Raw genomic sequence first — 17,231 nt, forward strand, 5'->3', positions numbered from 1 at the left:
CGGATAGCCTCAATTTACATTGTAAATATTTCCGGCCAAGTGCCTAAATATTGCTCTGTTAGCATTAGGATACAAAAAATAAAAAACACTGTATTGAAGAACATAGCGTTTCACCCTACCATAGCGGCCATCTCTCTTCGGCCAGCGAAAACAGACCTGTGAAAAATCTAGCCCTACTAATGTGTACCGCTTTACTTTCTGCATGCTCATACAATGCTGCGCCAGTTGTCGGCTCCCATGACAAAACCCAGCTCGAGTATGAACAAGACTTGGCTGAGTGCCGCGAGAAAACCCAGGAAGTAGATAAAAGTGAAGCTGTCCGTACCAGTGCCACCAACATGGCGATGATCGGTACCGCCGCAGGTGCACTTGGTGGTTTGCTGACCGATGATGTCGGAATGGGCGAAAGCATGGTGTGGGGTTTAGCGCTTGGGGCAGGAACCGGTGCTGCGATTGGTTCGGTCAAAGCGACCCAAACCCAATCTTTGGTTTTGCGCCGCTGTATGGAGCTCAAAGGCTACCAGATCCTCGATGCTGAAGTCGATGACTTAGCTAGAGTCGAGCTAGAGGCTGAGGCAGAAGCGAGCGAGCAACAGCAGCTGGCTTCAAACTAACTCCGTGCTACTGGGTAGCTTTGCTTGTGGCTGTACTTGTAGATTGTGCTTTCACCCGCAGTTCAAACTGCTCGACCAAAAAGTCCACCAGCACCCGCAGCCGCTTGGGCATCAACTTTCGCTGGGGATAAACCAAGCTGACCGGCACCAACGGCATATCCCACTGCGGTAACAACTGAACCAGTTTTCCCGACGCAAAATGTTCACGGCAGATAAACTCGGGCAGTACAGCAATGCCTAGCCCATCCAAGCATGCAGAGAGGGAAGCAGTAATGGTGTTGACCTTCAGGCGATAGGGCAAGTCTATGCTGACCTCTCCCCCTTCGTGCATCAGGTGCCAGTTTGGTAATTTCACCGCCTTGTTATGGATCTTGATTTGATGATGCGGCGGCTTGAGATCTTCCGGGCCTGCGATCATACCGTATTTCTCGAGATATTCTGGGCTGGCCGCCAAAACCCGTCGAGATTCAGTGAGTTTTCTCGACACAAGGCTGGAATCATCCAACTCGCCCACTTGAGCATAGAGATCGATCCCCTCGCCGATAATATCCACTTCCCGGTTGGTCATTTCAACATGCAGCGACACATGCGGATATTGTTTTAAGAAGGCATTGAGAAAACCGCCCATCACCTGGTGCCCCAGTTCCACTGGCATCACCACATAGAGCCGGCCGCGAACCAGATCCTGGTTGGCACTGACCTCAAGCTCAGCCTGCCCTATGATTTCCAGCATTTGTACACACGACTGGTAAAAGGCTTCCCCTTCTGGTGTCAGGATCAAACTTCGGGTCGAACGCGTGATCAAACGCACACCCAGATGCTCTTCCAGCTCGGCGACTTTTCGGCTGACTGTCGACTTGGTCATATCCAGAACGTCAGCGGCCTGAGTAAAACTACCACAATCAACAACTTGAGAAAAAATCGCTACCGAATTCAAGTCCATCACAGCCCAGCCTTTCAACCATTAGTAAGATTTGTGCAACAGTGTTTCCCTTTTTTCTTATCTTATCAACCAATCGGGATCATTTACAATTTGAAACACTTTCCGAAAGCCAATTCTTATAAGACACAGAGGGTAAAATGGCCGATCATCCCCAAGCGCCTGCAGCGACCAAAGCTAATCAATCACAAATCGCACCTGCGGCACTTCCCAAGCGCAATAAGAAAAAAGCGCCATTGATCGCTACCTTGATCATGCTTTCGCTAGGTGCATTAGGTGCAGGCTATTGGTATGGCTACGGCCAATACTTCGAGTCGACCGACAACGCCTACCTACAAGGCGATATCACCAACATCAGCCCTAAAGTCGGGGGCTATATCACCAAGTCTTTCGTCTCCGATAACCAGCAGGTCAAAGCGGGCGATCTTTTGGCCAAAATCGATGACCGTGACTTCGAAGCGGCATTGGATCAAGCCAAGGCGAATTTAGCTGTTAGCCAGGCGGCTATCGACAACCTCCATGCTCAAGAGCAGCTGCAAAAGACCCAGATCCGTCAGGTAGAAAGCCAAATTGCGTCAGCGAAAGCCGAGTTCGAGCGCGCCAAGCAGCAAGTTGCGCGTACACGCAGCCTACTCAAACGCAATTACTCATCACAGGACGAGCTCGACAGCATGACCTCACACCAGAAGGTGACTGCTGCCCAGCTCGAAGAAGCCAATGCCAGCTACCAAGGCGCCAAAGATCAGCTCGTGGTTATCGCCAGCCAAATCAAGCAGGCCGAAGCTTCAGTAACCGAAGCGCAGGCACAACTGGAACAGGCTGAGCTCAACCTTGCTTACACCAATATCTATGCGCCTGTTGATGGCATCGTCGGTAAACGTAGCCTACGCGTTGGTCTTTATGTTCAACCGGGTATGCCGCTGATGAGTTTGGTGCCCACCTCCAATGTATGGATCGAAGCCAACTTCAAGGAAACCCAGCTAAGCGGGATCCACAAAGGCCAAAACGTCACCGTTGAGTTGGATGCCTTCCCGGGCCAACCACTGCAAGGCGTCGTCGACAGCTTCTCGCCAGCTACCGGCGCGAAATTCGCCCTATTGCCACCGGAAAATGCCACCGGCAACTTCACCAAGATTGTCCAGCGCGTACCGGTGAAAATTACCATTCCCGACCCACAAGGGTTAAAAGGCCGCTTGATCCCTGGCTTATCGGTAGTGGCAACGGTTGATACGCGGGGCTAACTCATGGGTGCCGATATCACAACAGCTCAACAGCAACAGGCTCATGCTGTTGAAAGCGAGGCGCTGCATGTCCCTCGCCGCCACTGGATCGCCTTGTTTGGCGGCCTAATTGGCGCATTCATGGCGATCCTGGATATCCAGATCACCAACTCGTCACTCAAAGATATCCAGGGGGCGCTATCTGCCACGCTGGATGAGAGTTCTTGGATTTCCACCTCTTACTTGGTGGCAGAGATGATAGCCATCCCACTTAGCGGCTGGCTATCAAAAGCACTAGGTAAACGACGTTACCTAACCTGGACCACGGCGATTTTCACCCTGTCCTCCTTCTTGTGTTCGCTGTCATGGAACATGAGCTCGATGATCGTCTTTCGTGCTATGCAGGGTTTCAGCGGCGGTGCCTTGATCCCACTGGCGTTCTCGTTGGTGATACAGCTTCTGCCAATCCAGAAGCGTGCGGTGGGAATGGCGTTGTTTGGTGTCACAGCCACATTTGCCCCGTCCATCGGGCCGACATTCGGCGGCTGGCTGACCGAAAACCTGTCATGGCATTACATCTTCTATATCAACATCCCGCCGGCGATATTGGTGATATCCATGATCCGCTACGGCTTGGATGACGAACCACTCAACCTCAGCTCCTTGCTCAAAGCTGACTGGTTCGGGATCGTCACCATGGCGCTAGGGCTTGGCTGTTTGGAAGTGGTATTGGAAGAAGGCAACCGCGAAGAGTGGTTCAGCTCGAGCTTCATTGTCACGCTGGCGATTATCTCGGGCGTGAGCTTGGTGTACTTTGTCATCAACGAGCTGCAACACAAAAAGCCGTTGGTAAACCTGCGGCTGCTGCGAGAAAAACAGTTTGCGATGTCATGCTTGGCCTACCTTATCCTCGGCATGGCGCTGCTGGGCTCTATCTATGTCCTGCCGCTGTACCTGACCCAGATCCAGCGCTACAACGCGATGGAGATCGGTGAGGTACTGATGTGGATGGGCTTCCCCCAGCTGCTGCTGTTTCCCATCGTGCCAAAGCTGGTCCAGTTCATCAAACCCAAGTACTTGGTAACATTCGGCTTTACCATGTTTGGCCTGAGCTGCTACGTCAACACCCACATGACGGTGGATTTCGGCGGCCAGCAGCTGATCCTCTCCATGGTGCTGCGTGCTATCGGCAGTCCGTTTATCATGGTGCCGTTGTCCCTGGTGGCGATGAAGCACATCAGCAAAGCCGACACACCAGATGCATCGACCCTGACCAATGTCATGCGCAACCTCGGCGGGGCATTCAGCATCGCGATTATCGCCACTCTGCTGGATAACAAAACCCGGGAGCACCTTGGACACATCAAGGAATCACTGCCGAGTGTCAGCACCAATGGCTGGCAGCAGTTGTTGCAGCAGAGTGATTTCTTTATCAAGGCAGGTAGTGATGCTGGTACCGCGATGCAGCAGGCCCAAGCGACTCTGCTGTCAACCATGCAGCGTGATGCCGCCATCATGGCTTACAACGATGTGTTCCTGATGATGACCGCCTTCCTGGCTTTCGCCGCTGTGCTAATCATGTGTATGGATGATTAAGAAGAACCCAAGCTTTGAAAGCGATCGGATGGTCAGGCAACCTATCGGGAATGATTTCAAAACCTACCCGCTATGGACGGCGGGTTGGAGTTACATGGACGTACTCGCACGTTTTTGAAATTATTTCCGGTTGGTTGACAAAACAACAGGTGGACTAACAGTTTTACGCCTATCTACGTCAGCAGCTGCTCACCCAACTTATCGACCACCTCGAGTATGTGCAGCTGGCTCTCCCGGCTGTACAGCGATATCCCATCAATCTGCTCTTCCAGGTTCACATTGAGATGGCTAATTTGGCTCAAAGTCGAGCCTCGTAGGCTAATCGAGAATACCTTCATCCCTTTGCGTTTGGCATTGTGGGCCATGTCCACCACCGCGTTGGTTTCACCCGATTTGCTGATCAGTACCAAAATACCCGCGTTAGCCATGGTGAGCTGGTGAATATCGGTGATCACCAAGTGGGGAATATTAGCGAGAGACAAAAAACGGGACAGGTAATTCACGCTGACAATCGACGCGCCGCGGGAATAGAGGTACACCACATTGGTAGCCTTTAGGCCAGATGCCAACTTGGCTATCACTGCTTGATCTTGCCCTTCGTCTTCCGCTGACGAACGCTGGCGGGCCAAGTCTGCCGCTAGCTTGTAGCGGAGCTCAGTATAGCTGGCATACCCCATCTTCTTGCACACCCGGTTGACCGAGGTCGTGGTGGTCAGCGCCTTGGCCGCGATCTCCTTGGCCGAGATCTCGCCCAATTGCTTGGCGTGGCTAATAATAAACTCATAGATAATGCGTTCGGTCCCACGGAAGGTATTCATTGTAATTATTGTCGTCACGTCGTCATTGGATGGGCGTATTTAATCGCGAACAGCGGATGAAAATCCGTGAGTGATGTCTCAAAAGTATCGTCATACGCACCTTGTACCAAGAAACCATAACGCTTGCCGATCGCCGCTTTTTATACTGTCTGCAGTTTAGAACAATGGATATGAAACCATGGCGAAGAAAAAACTGGTCGCAGTAACGGCTTGCCCTACAGGTATCGCCCATACGTTTATGGCGGCAAAGAAAATTCAGAGCTGGGCTGAGAAGCAAGGCTATGAAGTCAAAGTAGAAACGCAGGGCAGTGACGGAGTCAAAAACAAACTGACCGCCCACGACATTGCCAGCGCAGATGCCGTTGTCCTGGCTGTCGACGTACCTATCATGGACATGGATCGCTTTGACAATGCCAACCCGCTACAGGTACGCACTCAAGAGTTGATCAAGCATGTCGATGTCCTGCTGCCAGAAGCCATGAAACGGGAGAAAGACAAGTCCACTTCTGGGGCTGTTCTACCGGTTCAGGAAAAACGCTCTGCCTACCAAGTCTTCATTGGTCACATAATGACGGGTATCAGCTACATGCTACCAGTGGTTGTGCTTGGTGGCCTGCTGATGGCGGTCGCCAAGATCACCGGTGAGTTCGTTGATATCTCCGGTACCCCGATCGAAACCCTCGACCGCCTTGGTTTCATGACCATCAAATTCATGTACCCAATCTTCGCCGCCTACCTTGCCTATTCCATTGCCGGTAAGCCCGCATTAGTCCCGGCCTTTATCGGCGGGGTAATGAGCGACGAGGTCTACAAACGCTTCTTCGGCATCGAGGTATGGGCACCATCAGGCTTCTTCGGTGCTATCGCTATCGGTTTCCTGATTGGTTACCTGGTTCGCTACCTCAACGACACCATCAAGGTGAAGTCTGAGCTCACCACCTTAAAAACCATGTTGCTGGTACCGCTGGTCAGTGGTGTTGTCATGGTGCTAACCATGGAATACGCGATCAACCCGTTCTTTGGTGCCGTCAACATGGCGATGGTCAAGCTGTTCACCGAAGCTGGTGACGCAGGTCGTGGTATTTACTCGATGGTCATTGCTGCCGGTACCGCCTTCGACCTTGGTGGCCCAATCAACAAAGCGGCTGGCTCGGTTGCCCTTGGCCTTAACGGCATGGGCGAAAACTTCGACTTAGTAGCCCGCGAGCTCGGTATCGTGATTCCGCCTATCGGCGTCGGTATCGCTGCCCTGCTAGACGGCAAGTTCCGCCCCCGCGTATTCAGCCGTGAAGAGCAAACGGTCGGTAAAACCTCGCTGATGCTCGGCCTTATTGGTATCTCGGAAGGGGCTATCCCATTCATTCTGAAAAACCCGAAAATGATCCCGATTATGATCCTCGGTTCAATCATCGGCACCCAGCTGGCCGTTGTGCTCAATGTCTGGCAGAGCCTTCCTCTGCCTGCGGTATGGGGCTGGTTCCTATCCTCAGATCCTGTGAGCTACACCATCTCGGTCATTGTTGGCTCCAGCTTTATCGCTATCGCCCTGCTGCTTTGTACCAAGCCGCAACCTAAAGGTAGCCACTAGCCACAGGGCTAGTTAACCCAAACGGATTCAACCCCGAACAACAAAGATAGGGGTGGTAAACACTGCCCCTTTCATACCGAATTAAACCAAAGAAGAGAAGTCAGCATGGCTAAAGTGCATGTTATTCCCCACACCCACTGGGACCGTGAGTGGTACTTCACCCAGCAAGACAGCGATGTTCTTGCAACCTATAACTTCACCAAGGTGATCGAAACACTGGAAAGCCAGCCGAGCTACAGCTGCTACCACCTTGATGGACAATCAGCCATTGTTGAAGACTACCTTAAAGTGATGCCGCACATGCGTGAGCGCATGGCGAAACTGGTCAGCGACAAGCGTCTGTTTATCGGCCCTTGGTACACCCAAACCGATACCTTCAACGTTGCTGGCGAATCTATCATCCGTAACCTCAAATACGGCATGCATGTCGCCGAGCAGCTAGGCCACAGCATGACGGTCGGCTACTTGCCGGACACCTTCGGCCACAATGCCCAGATGCCCACCCTATTCAAAGGCTGCGGTATCGACAATATCATCTTCTGGCGTGGCATCGACTACGACCAACAGGTCGAGCGATCCAACTTCTTCTGGCAGTCGCCGGGTGGCGACAACATCATTGCCTACAACCTGGTACACGGCTACGGCGCAGCGAAGAATATCGTGGCCGAGCCTGCCCACCTCGACAACAAAATCTTCCCGATGGTCGAGAAAATCAAAGCCCTTGCCGGCCTCGACGAAGTGCTGATCCCATCCGGTGGCGATCAGGTTAATATCGATCCTAACTTGCCGGACACCCTAGCCAAGACCACCGAGCGCAGCTCTGCCGATGACACCTATGTGATTTCGTCGATGGAAGACTATGTCGATTACCTGCGCCACAACAGCAGCAATTTCGACACTTACAGGGGCGAGTTCAAGATCCCGCGCTATACCCGTATCCACAAAACGATTGGTTCGGTGCGCTACGACATCAAGAAACTCAACTTCGAAATCGAGCAGTTCCTGCTGAAAAAACTCGAGTTGGTCACCGCGATTGCCAAAGCAAACGGTATTACCGTCCACACCGAGCTCATTGATATCGCTTGGAAAAAAATCATCGAATGCCATGCCCACGATAGCATGGGCGGCTGCAACAGCGATGCCACGAACGCCGATATCATGCACCGCCTCAAGCAAGCTGAGGAGATCTGCCACGGCCTGTACAACCTGATCGTCAAGGACATCGCCAGCCAGGTGTGCGACGACGGCGAGATAATGGTGTTCAACAACCGAATCAAACCGTATTCAGGTATTACCGATATCGTAGTGTTCAGTACCTTTGCCGATATTACGCTGGAGCACAACGGCCAAGTGATCACCACTGAACTGGTCAAGCGCGACACGCTCGATGGCGGCAAGGTTATCGAAGTTACCAAGGACGGCGAGAAAGAAGTCCCTGTCCCGCCGTATTACCGTTTCGAGCTAAAGGCCAAACTCAATGCTATTCCGGCGCTTGGTTACCAGACCCTTCAGGTCTGCGAGACCAGCACAATGGCCAAGGCACAAACCGGTACTTCAGCCCAGATCGAAAACGACCGCATACACCTGACTTTGGAGAACGGCGAACTGGTGCTAACCGACAAGCACAGTGGCCGTACCATCACCAACCTCATTCAGTTTGAAAACCAAGCGGATGATGGTGATTCCTATGATTTTTCACCACTGGAAGGCGATACCCCGCTGTACTCCCAGCCACTGTCACTGCTTGATAGCCAGCGTGGCGAGCTAATGCAGCAAATGACCCTGCAAAGCCGGATCTTGGTACCGCAAGATTTGGAAGACCGCCGCCAGGGGGATGCCAACAGCGAAATCGTATTTAAGCTAACGTTCACCCTGCACCATGGCGAGCGTAACCTGCAGGTCGACATTGATACCGTCAACCACGTCAAGGACCACCGGGTTCGTGTCTTAATCAATAGTGATATCAATGCAGCTAGCTCTATCAGTACCCTGCCGTTTGCTACGATTGAGCGCCCAATCGCACCCGTACTGTTCGGCGCAGAGGAAAACTGGCGCGAGCGCTATCGCGAGTGCCCAGTAGATATCGAGACAACCGAAGGTGCTGTTGCCATCGCCAGCGATGCAGCTGAGCCTAGCAAGGCCCTTATCATCAACGGTCGCGGGATCAAGGAATACCAAATCCTCAAAGCGGCTCACACCAGCCAGCACGACCAGATTGCCCTGACCTTGTTCAAGGCAGTTGGCTACCTTGGCAAAGATGATCTGCTTTGGCGTCCGGGGCGTGCATCGGGGATCAACAACACCGTGGTATACACGCCAGATGCTCAGTTGCAGCAATCCATGCGCTTCAGTTTCGCTATCGCCATGACAAAATGTGCCTCACAGCAAGTGATCCGCGAGCTGGAGACCGAATACTTGAACCAGCCGTTTAGCTACCAGAGCCAACGCCTAAACAGCTTTGAGAACCGTCTCGAGCGCTTCCAAGTCCGTTTTGACGCCAAGCCAATGGCCAAAAAGTTCAGCTTGCTCAGTGTTAAAGAGGAACTTGAACTGTCGAGCGTGTCGCACTCTTTCTACGATGACAAAGCGCTAGTCCTACGCCTGTTCAACCCAACAGAGCAAGCTATTGCCTTGGACATGTCGCAGTTCGACAGCTTTGCCGATGTCGCTATCGTCAACTACCGCGAACAACTGATTGCGGATGCCGAGCCTGTGGTTGCCCCGAACAATACTATCGACCTGCGCCTGATCTGCACGGTCGCTTCAACCTCTGACAAGGAACATTGCTAATGTTTGCCCAAACCATTACCCAGAAAGTGGCCGATATTTACGGCCAAGAGCAAGCGCCGCAGATCACTGAAGATATTCTTGCGCTAATCGACAAATGGCAGGGTAAAGCATCGGCCTACCCGGCATGGGTCGACCAGACCACCAGCTACCTGATCACTTATGGCGACAGCATCAGCGAGCAAGGCAAGCCAACATTGGCGACCATGAAAGCCTTTGCCGATAAGTACCTCAAGGGTGCGATCAGCAATATTCATATCCTGCCGATGTTCCCGTATACCTCGGACGACGGTTTTAGTGTGGTTGACTACCGCAAGGTCGATCCGAACCTTGGCGATTGGGGTGAGCTCAATGCCCTGGCTCAGAATTTCAACCTGATGTACGACTGTGTGATCAACCATATTTCCAAGAGCAGTGACTGGTTCCAGGGCTACTTGGCTGGCGATGAGCGCTATCAGGACTACTTCGTCGAATCAGACCCAAGTCTGGATTACAGCAGTGTCACTCGCCCGCGTGCTTTGCCGCTACTGACACCGTTTACCAAGGCCAACGGTGAGACCACCCATGTCTGGACCACCTTCTCGGATGACCAGATCGATATCAACTTCGCCAACCCGCAAATCTTGCTTGAGAGCATCGATATCCTGCTGATGTATGCGGCCAACGGCGGCCGCTCTATCCGCCTCGATGCGATTGGCTTTATCTGGAAAGTACTGGGAACCAGTTGTATCCACCTGCCGCAGGCTCATGACATTATTAAGCTATGGCGCTTGGTACTGGATATTGCAGCCAGTGGTACCTTGCTGATCACCGAAACCAATGTGCCTCATCCGGAGAACGTGGCCTACTTTGGCGACGGAGATGAAGCCCATATGGTCTATCAGTTCCCGCTGCCGCCCCTGACCCTACACGCCTTCTTGTCCGAGGACAGCTCGGTATTGACCCAGTGGGCTGAAGGGCTGACCCGCGAAGCAATGGAGAACCTCAGTGCTGGCCGCCAGACCACCTACTTCAACTTCCTTGCCAGCCATGATGGGATCGGAGTACGCCCGACCGAAGGGATCCTGACCGATGCCGACCGCCAGTTCATGTGCAGCGAAGTCGAGCGCAAGGGCGGCCGAGTCAACTACAAGCACAATGGCGATGGCACCCAGTCGCCGTACGAGCTCAATATCAACTACCTCAGTGCGATCACCGAGCCAAGCGACACCGATCATGACAAAGCACGCAAGTTCCTTGCCGCGCAGTCACTGTTACTGTCATTTATCGGCGTTCCGGCTATCTACTACCACAGCTTCCTGGGTAGCGAGAATGATATCGCCGGGATGGAAGAATCAGGCATCAACCGCCGCATCAATCGCGAGAAGTTCAACCTCGATGAACTGGAAGGCGAGCTGAATAACCAAGGCTCATTGCGCCAACAGGTATACAGTAAAATGATTACATTGCTGAACCTGCGTCAGCAGAATGCCGCGTTTTCACCGCTATCGAAGCAAACCGTGTTAAACCTGGGCAAAGGCGTGTTCGGGTTGATCCGTGGTGAAGGCGAAGAGCGCGTTACTTATGTTCTCAACCTGACCAGCCACCCCCAGCAAGTGAACTTGGCGCAGGGCGGGACCGATTTGATCAGCGGCGAAGCCTTCACTGCTCAGCCAACACTGGCACCGTACCAATTTATCTGGTTAGTACCCAACACCAATCAGCAGCATGAACAATAAGGAGCAAGACCATGAAATTGGCCCAATTAACCTCACCTGATTTGATCATGCTCGATGCCGTATTCGATGACAGAATTACCGCTATCGAAACCCTGACCGATAAAATCGATCAGGCCGGCAAGCTGACTGACCGCCAGATGTTCCTTGATGCGGTGCTAAAACGCGAAGAGGAAGGTCCGACCGCCCTTGGTGAATACCTCGCGGTGCCGCATGGTAAATCTGAAACGGTTACCGAGCCGGTCTTTGCCTGTGCCTTTGTCAAAGACGAACTGCAATGGCAGGGCCTCGATGGCGACGAGCCGGTCAATATGATTTTCCTGCTAGCTATTCCGCCTGCAGAAGCTGGCTCTACCCATATGGAAGTGCTGACCACCCTGACCTCGTCACTGGTTGATGACGATTTTCGAGATCAGCTATTGGCAGCACGCACCCAAGCTGAGGTGATGGCGCTATTTGGAGCGGATGAAGAAGAAGTGCAAACAGACGCTGAAGATGCATCCAACACTACCGCAGATGCCGAGCCGATAGCTGCAGCAGCGATGCAGGAGCAGCCGCAGGAAGAGCCACACAACAGTAAAGCCTACCCGTTAGTCTTGCTAGTTGGCTGCGCTATCGTATTCCTGCTGTTTGCGATGATGTAGGCGATGTGATTCTACATCTCATACCAAAATAGCAGAGTGAAAATTTCAAAAACGCGCAAGTACATCCATGTAGCTTTAACCCGCCATCCGTGGCGGGTAAATTTTGACATTTTACTCTGCTACTACTTGTTCATTCATTGCAGCTCCTCTATGTAAAAAGTATGGTTTTCCTTTTATGGTGTTTCACTTATGCTTTACGGAGAAACCGTGAAAAGGACTAGCACCATGGAAACGCTCACCATCGCCCAACTTGGTAACCCAGTGTTGCGCGAGCACGCCACACCACTGTCGGCCGCCCAATATCAGGAGTTCGCTCCTTTCTTCAATGCCCTTCAACTAAAGATGTTGGAGAGTAATGGCGTAGGTATCGCCGCGCCGCAGGTCAGCGAGTCTATCCGTGCGTTCATCGTGGCATCCCGTCCCAACCCTCGCTATCCCGACGCACCGATGATGGAGCCGACCTTGATGCTCAACCCGGAAATTACTTGGGCTAGCGAGAGCATGGAAAAAGACTGGGAAGGCTGCCTGAGCATTCCGGGGATCCGCGCGTTGGTCAACCGCCACTCTCACATCGAGGTGCGATACGACACGCTTGAAGGCAAAGAAGTCAAAACCCAGATGGAAGGTTTTATAGCCCGCATCTTCCAGCACGAGCTAGATCATCTCAACGGCTTGGTGTTCCTCGATAGGGCCGAAAAGACCGATTACTACACTGAGGCTGAGTATTTAAAACTCACCGCCCAAACCGCATAACCAAAAACGAATATTCTTAGAGAACCAATTCCTTTTCAAAAAAAGACCCGAGCCATTATCGATGGATGACTCGGGTTTTCTGATTTTACTTTATCCGCTTAATTAAAAGCTTCCAAAGGCACTGTTTGCTCTGTCTTCAAGGCCACCAAATGGGCCTGATGAACTGCCGTCATCCTCATGCTGCAAGCGGCTTTCATTGATAATATGCAAACGGTATCGACTAGGAGCCTGCACCGAACTTTCATCACTGAAAGTCTTCAGATAAGCCACAACAGCCGCTTCTTCTGCTGATGTCAAACCCAGATTACCCACACCAAAACCTGCAAAATTATCGGAGATTTCAGGCTCAGGCCAACAGTTATTGGCGATTGCATCTTCCACCTCGGTAATATGCGGAGGACATTGTGCTTTAATGGTTGCCGTATTATAGAAATGAACGAGCTGCTCTAAGCTCTTGAAATAGCCATTATGGGTATAAGCTTTGACAAACCCAGAATGAGGACGTTTGTCGACATTACGTAATGTCGGTACTTTGTGTTCACCGCGATGACCCGGGTTACCCGTTACCGCTTCTAAACCAATATCTGGCGAAGGATCTCCAGGAATATTGTGGTTCCTAGGTACACCTATATTGAAGTATCGATCGTTGGTATAACGCTCTAACTCTCCTTCTCCAAGATTGGTGAAATCACTACGGTGACAGAAGGAGCAGCGAGCCCCACCAAACCCAGGGCGATCTACACCCGGACCAGCTAACCCGTAGAATAAGTCATGGCCATGGTTTTCCTGGGCCGTAAAATCATCCAAGGGGAACTTACCATCGGCATCATTTCTCAAGGCAATATCGCGCTTGGAATCAAAGGGGTTATTGTCTTTTGACATCTGCCATGCAGAAAGGGCAATCGCGAAGCGGGCGAAAGTCCTATCTATCTGTCTCTTGCCACATTTGAGCTCTGTGCCCCAGGCATATTCATATAGCTGATCGCCCCATATCGTATCATCTCTTACCTGCTTACAAACGTCCTGCTTGGTCTCTAGCGCTTGCTCTACTGGGTTAATGAATGGACTAGCATGGGCTTGATCAGATAATGGACCGATGTATTTACGGTACATACCTTCATATTCGCTGCCGACACCAGAAAACGGATCTATATTATGAAACTCTTCAATTAAGTCGCCCTCAGCTCGCCCATTCCAAAATGCCCCTCCACAAGGCGCAGGGAAGGGAGCGCCTGGAGGAGGAGGACAAGCAACGTCAAAATTCACCAATCCAGTCACTTCAAAATTGTCTTTAAGAAACTGTGCGTACTGGTTAGTTGGTGGCTTCAAATTACCTACGCCCACACCATCTGAGCCCGTCACAGCCACGTCAGTGTCATTAGTCACAGAATCGCCATTCGTTCCCCCTGCCGAGCCAGCATGACACGTTGCACAGGACATATTTTGATTAAGTGAAATATCTTCAAAGAAAAGCCGTTTACCCAGCTCTTCAAGGTACGTTAGATCATTTGCTTGTACACTATTTGATAAAACACCGGCACTCATGATGCCTAAGAGAAGCGGGATAGATTTTTTATCTATTCCCTTTTTTTTGATGGTTAACCTAGCCAATTTATTACTCATCAATAAGCTCCAACTACTTATATTTTTATAATTAAAAGCAACTGACTTTCATAAAAAGTCAGTTTTCATTTAATTCAAAACGTATCGCTTAAAGTTTGGATCCCAATAAGCTTACATATCTCCTTAAACAAACATACTTAGTTCACCCACAGAAATTGTAAGCAAAGTTTAGCTATTTTTATTTCTCAAGAACAATAAATTAAGTGAATAAAATTGATGGCTAGCAATAACTTCGATGAGATGTATCATTTTCTCATGGGAAAGTTATCTTTTATTAGAATTGATGAAATATAAGTAAACCTATACCAGAGTGCATGATAATAATTACCACTAATACTTTATAGTTAACATGTATTATAACAGTGATATGGATAATGTTTATTATTTCGTTCAAGCAGAAATGAAGCCTATTTTCATGGCTATACTAAAGGTACTAGCAACGATTAGGGATGTATAAACAAAACAAGGAGGTATACCATGCAATACCATATCCATACGTTCCGCAATGCACTAGTAACCATTATCGAGACGCAGTCTTATCGTTATTGCCACCTTCCACGCTGGCAAGAGCTCAATGCCTTCCCATATGGTTCGTGTGATTTAGCCAACAACATGCTGGCAATGTATTTAAGAGAGCAAGGCTACAACCCCAAGGTGATATGGTGCCGGAATAACCTAACCGATTACCCCGAAATTCTCAGCCATGTGTGGCTTGAAGTCGATGATAAGTTTATTGATATCACTATTAATCAGTTCCCCCGCCTTATTCGAGAGCGTGTCCATATTGTGAATAAATATGATATCGGTATTCTGAATGAAATCTATTTACATTGCAGGGAGAATAACCAATTCGAAGAAAGAGAAGTCGATTTACGAAACCATGCAGGTTGTGCAGATGAGATATATCAAGCTGTCGCAGCACTTGCGCGAAAACTCTCAAACATTCACAAAAGAAATGAATAAAAACCGATTCATCACACAAATATGGAAGCAAGCCATCACTTTGTGATCTCACGCGCATACGAATCAGAATAATTATTACTGGATCACAATTTTAATACTTAGGATGCAATATATTGCTCGCCACCTTGTGATATATATTAAACAAAAACAATGAAAAAGAATCTTATTGCCCTTGCCCTGGGTGGCCTGCTAAGCCTTTCCTCGACGTCTATTCTGGCAGATACTGCCCCGCAGCAAAGTGTCCAAGCCAGCGCTGAATACAGCCAATTTATTACCAAACGCCAAGTTGTTGACCAACTACTTGCCGATGCCGTTACCGCGTTTAAATCTCCAGCCCGTATTTCCCATGCTGGGTTTACCGCCAAAATGCCAAGCAACATGGAGATTGTCACCAATCGCCTGCTTGAAGCCTACCAGCTAGAGCCATACCGCACCGACCTGCTGATCTCAGCAGCCAATGCCCAGATCTACAACAAGAATGTTGATCGCGCGATTGAGCTGTTCGAGCAAGTTCTGACCGTTGCGCCACAGGATGTCGATGCCCATGCCTACCTCGCAGTCTGGCAGCAATTTAAAGGCAACACCGAGGCATCTCTTGAGCATATGAACACGCTCAAAACCCTCAATGCCGGGCGTGCAGCCGATATCCAGCGAATATTTGATACCGTGAACCGTATTGTGGCAACGCCACTGAAAGAAAAACAAGACAAGACTTACGAAGGCAACACGGCGATCGTTACCCTAGGGTATGCACTGAACCCAGATGGCAGCATGCACGATATCTTGGTCCAGCGCCTTAAAATGACCTTGGCTATGGCCAAAGCCCAGCCAGATTCGATGATCGTACTAACCGGCGGTGTACCTCGCAACCATAAAACAGAAGGCAAACTGATGGCCGACTGGTTGGTTGAAAAAGGCATTGCCCGCGATCGCATCATCGAAGACAACTATGCCCGTAGCACAGTAGAGAACGCACTTTACAGCAGCTATGCTCTTGCCCGACATGATATCGACCACGCAACTATTATCAGCTCGGCAAGCCACGTTCGCCGCGGCCAATCATTGTTTGAAATCGCCACTTGGCAGACAGGCCCGAAAGATATCACCTTCGATACCGTTTCAGCCGCCGATAAGCCACTGGATGAACTGAAAGTGCCTTCTGAAGGTGAACTGCTGGGTATCTACCGTGATGCGCTACGCACCTACGGTATGTGGAGCTACCGCTCTTACCCGCTTGAGCAGCGTTAAGCCAGGCACAAATTAAAGCAACTATCCAACCAAGGCAGCCAATAGGCTGCCTTGTTGTTAATTGATTAAGCAGAAAATACGGAAACATGATCAAGGTTTAACCATATGAAGCTTCAACGCCTGCATATAAAAACCCAATGGGCCTGACAACATATCAACATTGAGCTCATCACCAGCCTGGCAACTCATAGCCAAGGCATACCCATGCAGATAATCCGCCAACATCGACAAGGCATTATTGCGCAGCTCTTCACTCAGCGATAAACCCGCTACCGCCAAATCAAACCGCTCGGTGAATACCGTTGCCGGACCATGAGAGCTCATCCCGAGCAAAGTCTCCAGCAATCCCGGATATTGCGCCAGTAGGTTAAGGTAACTTTGGCATAACTTGGTCAACTCTTGTTGCCACTCGCCATTGGGATCAGGACTGTAGATCTTCTCTACCAGCGACATCGTTACCGCTTCGAGCAGCGCCTGCTTGTTGGCAAAATAGTAATAAATCGCCATCGGATCGACTTCAAGGCTGGCAGCCAACCTGCGGATACTGGGGATCTTTCCCTCGTTTGCCATCAAGGCGTTAGCGCATTCGATGATCCGCTCTTTGCTCAGTGTTACCGACGCCGCAGCCGGTCTTCCCCGTTTTTTACCCTTGACAGTCATTCTCTGATCTCTTTACACTTCGCATTATTCTACAATGTAGAATATTATAACCTAAACCTTGT

The 17,231-nt window shown here is 50.5% G+C and carries 15 protein-coding genes; 11 read left to right on the plus strand and 4 right to left on the minus strand.

Annotated elements, in window-relative coordinates:
- Positions 1 to 158 precede the first annotated feature (158 nt).
- Positions 159 to 614 (plus strand): glycine zipper family protein, encoded by a 456-nt coding sequence (locus ACXAD4_RS22565; RefSeq protein ID WP_475244253.1) that lies wholly within the window; start codon positions 159 to 161, stop codon positions 612 to 614.
- Between the two features lie 7 nt (positions 615 to 621).
- On the opposite strand, the gene ACXAD4_RS22570 is transcribed toward ACXAD4_RS22565, so the two are convergent.
- Positions 622 to 1,557 carry a LysR family transcriptional regulator gene (locus tag ACXAD4_RS22570; protein ID WP_475244254.1) on the minus strand — a complete coding sequence of 312 codons (936 nt, stop codon included), beginning with the start codon at positions 1,555 to 1,557 and terminating at the stop codon, positions 622 to 624.
- Positions 1,558 to 1,808: 251 nt separating this feature from the next.
- Here ACXAD4_RS22570 and ACXAD4_RS22575 point away from each other — a divergent pair, with 251 nt between their 5' ends.
- The 3 genes from ACXAD4_RS22575 to ACXAD4_RS22585 are packed head-to-tail and all read left to right on the plus strand — an operon-like array spanning position 1,809 to position 4,488.
- Positions 1,809 to 2,795, plus strand: coding sequence for an HlyD family secretion protein (locus ACXAD4_RS22575; RefSeq protein ID WP_475245616.1), 987 nt, complete (start codon positions 1,809 to 1,811; stop codon positions 2,793 to 2,795).
- A 3-nt stretch (positions 2,796 to 2,798) separates the two neighbouring features.
- The gene (locus ACXAD4_RS22580) at positions 2,799 to 4,370 is read left to right on the plus strand and encodes a DHA2 family efflux MFS transporter permease subunit (protein ID WP_475244256.1); all 1,572 of its coding nucleotides are present in this window, start codon (positions 2,799 to 2,801) and stop codon (positions 4,368 to 4,370) included.
- On the plus strand, positions 4,363 to 4,488 hold the full coding sequence (locus ACXAD4_RS22585) for a hypothetical protein (RefSeq protein WP_475244258.1): 126 nt from the start codon (positions 4,363 to 4,365) through the stop codon (positions 4,486 to 4,488). Before ACXAD4_RS22580 ends, ACXAD4_RS22585 begins: the two co-directional genes overlap by 8 nt.
- Before the next feature lie 55 nt (positions 4,489 to 4,543).
- On the opposite strand, the gene ACXAD4_RS22590 is transcribed toward ACXAD4_RS22585, so the two are convergent.
- Positions 4,544 to 5,188 (minus strand): MurR/RpiR family transcriptional regulator, encoded by a 645-nt coding sequence (locus tag ACXAD4_RS22590; protein WP_107298839.1) that lies wholly within the window; start codon positions 5,186 to 5,188, stop codon positions 4,544 to 4,546.
- Positions 5,189 to 5,366: 178 nt separating this feature from the next.
- Here ACXAD4_RS22590 and ACXAD4_RS22595 point away from each other — a divergent pair, with 178 nt between their 5' ends.
- From ACXAD4_RS22595 to def, 5 genes are all read left to right on the plus strand, one after another.
- A complete protein-coding gene (locus ACXAD4_RS22595) occupies positions 5,367 to 6,776 on the plus strand; it encodes a PTS fructose transporter subunit IIC (protein ID WP_475244260.1) in 1,410 nt (469 codons plus the stop codon).
- Positions 6,777 to 6,881: 105 nt separating this feature from the next.
- A complete protein-coding gene (locus ACXAD4_RS22600) occupies positions 6,882 to 9,566 on the plus strand; it encodes a glycoside hydrolase family 38 N-terminal domain-containing protein (RefSeq protein ID WP_475244261.1) in 2,685 nt (894 codons plus the stop codon).
- Positions 9,566 to 11,281, plus strand: a complete 1,716-nt coding sequence (locus ACXAD4_RS22605; protein WP_475244262.1) for an alpha-amylase family glycosyl hydrolase — start codon at positions 9,566 to 9,568, stop codon at positions 11,279 to 11,281. Before ACXAD4_RS22600 ends, ACXAD4_RS22605 begins: the two co-directional genes overlap by 1 nt.
- A gap of 11 nt (positions 11,282 to 11,292) precedes the next feature.
- Entirely contained in the window at positions 11,293 to 11,922 is a 630-nt protein-coding gene (locus tag ACXAD4_RS22610) for a fructose PTS transporter subunit IIA (RefSeq protein WP_475244264.1), read from the plus strand.
- A 207-nt stretch (positions 11,923 to 12,129) separates the two neighbouring features.
- The gene (gene def / locus ACXAD4_RS22615) at positions 12,130 to 12,675 is read left to right on the plus strand and encodes a peptide deformylase (RefSeq protein WP_475244265.1); all 546 of its coding nucleotides are present in this window, start codon (positions 12,130 to 12,132) and stop codon (positions 12,673 to 12,675) included.
- A gap of 102 nt (positions 12,676 to 12,777) precedes the next feature.
- Here def and ACXAD4_RS22620 read toward each other — a convergent pair whose 3' ends face one another.
- The gene (locus tag ACXAD4_RS22620) at positions 12,778 to 14,298 is read right to left on the minus strand and encodes a cytochrome-c peroxidase (RefSeq protein WP_475244267.1); all 1,521 of its coding nucleotides are present in this window, start codon (positions 14,296 to 14,298) and stop codon (positions 12,778 to 12,780) included.
- A gap of 477 nt (positions 14,299 to 14,775) precedes the next feature.
- Between ACXAD4_RS22620 and ACXAD4_RS22625 the strand changes: the two genes are divergently transcribed.
- Both ACXAD4_RS22625 and ACXAD4_RS22630 read left to right on the plus strand, forming a co-directional pair.
- Positions 14,776 to 15,261, plus strand: a complete 486-nt coding sequence (locus ACXAD4_RS22625) for a hypothetical protein (RefSeq protein ID WP_475244268.1) — start codon at positions 14,776 to 14,778, stop codon at positions 15,259 to 15,261.
- Positions 15,262 to 15,411: 150 nt separating this feature from the next.
- Complete coding sequence (locus ACXAD4_RS22630) at positions 15,412 to 16,509, plus strand: ElyC/SanA/YdcF family protein (protein ID WP_475244269.1); 1,098 nt, start codon at positions 15,412 to 15,414, stop codon at positions 16,507 to 16,509.
- Positions 16,510 to 16,599: 90 nt separating this feature from the next.
- On the opposite strand, the gene ACXAD4_RS22635 is transcribed toward ACXAD4_RS22630, so the two are convergent.
- Positions 16,600 to 17,169 (minus strand): TetR/AcrR family transcriptional regulator, encoded by a 570-nt coding sequence (locus ACXAD4_RS22635; RefSeq protein ID WP_475244271.1) that lies wholly within the window; start codon positions 17,167 to 17,169, stop codon positions 16,600 to 16,602.
- Positions 17,170 to 17,231 lie beyond the last annotated feature (62 nt).

It is taken from the genome of Photobacterium sp. AWH4_225, from assembly GCF_056158405.1.

Excerpts from the sequence above, each read along its gene's own strand:
- ACXAD4_RS22570 (WP_475244254.1), bottom strand. The coding sequence starts at position 1,557 with ATGGACTTGAATTCGGTAGCGATTTTTTCTCAAGTTGTTGATTGTGGT.
- ACXAD4_RS22575 (WP_475245616.1), top strand. The coding sequence starts at position 1,809 with ATGCTTTCGCTAGGTGCATTAGGTGCAGGCTATTGGTATGGCTACGGC.
- ACXAD4_RS22580 (WP_475244256.1), top strand. The coding sequence starts at position 2,799 with ATGGGTGCCGATATCACAACAGCTCAACAGCAACAGGCTCATGCTGTT.
- ACXAD4_RS22585 (WP_475244258.1), top strand. The coding sequence starts at position 4,363 with ATGATTAAGAAGAACCCAAGCTTTGAAAGCGATCGGATGGTCAGGCAA.
- ACXAD4_RS22590 (WP_107298839.1), bottom strand. The coding sequence starts at position 5,188 with ATGAATACCTTCCGTGGGACCGAACGCATTATCTATGAGTTTATTATT.
- ACXAD4_RS22595 (WP_475244260.1), top strand. The coding sequence starts at position 5,367 with ATGGCGAAGAAAAAACTGGTCGCAGTAACGGCTTGCCCTACAGGTATC.
- ACXAD4_RS22600 (WP_475244261.1), top strand. The coding sequence starts at position 6,882 with ATGGCTAAAGTGCATGTTATTCCCCACACCCACTGGGACCGTGAGTGG.
- ACXAD4_RS22605 (WP_475244262.1), top strand. The coding sequence starts at position 9,566 with ATGTTTGCCCAAACCATTACCCAGAAAGTGGCCGATATTTACGGCCAA.
- ACXAD4_RS22610 (WP_475244264.1), top strand. The coding sequence starts at position 11,293 with ATGAAATTGGCCCAATTAACCTCACCTGATTTGATCATGCTCGATGCC.
- ACXAD4_RS22620 (WP_475244267.1), bottom strand. The coding sequence starts at position 14,298 with ATGAGTAATAAATTGGCTAGGTTAACCATCAAAAAAAAGGGAATAGAT.
- ACXAD4_RS22625 (WP_475244268.1), top strand. The coding sequence starts at position 14,776 with ATGCAATACCATATCCATACGTTCCGCAATGCACTAGTAACCATTATC.
- ACXAD4_RS22630 (WP_475244269.1), top strand. The coding sequence starts at position 15,412 with ATGAAAAAGAATCTTATTGCCCTTGCCCTGGGTGGCCTGCTAAGCCTT.
- ACXAD4_RS22635 (WP_475244271.1), bottom strand. The coding sequence starts at position 17,169 with ATGACTGTCAAGGGTAAAAAACGGGGAAGACCGGCTGCGGCGTCGGTA.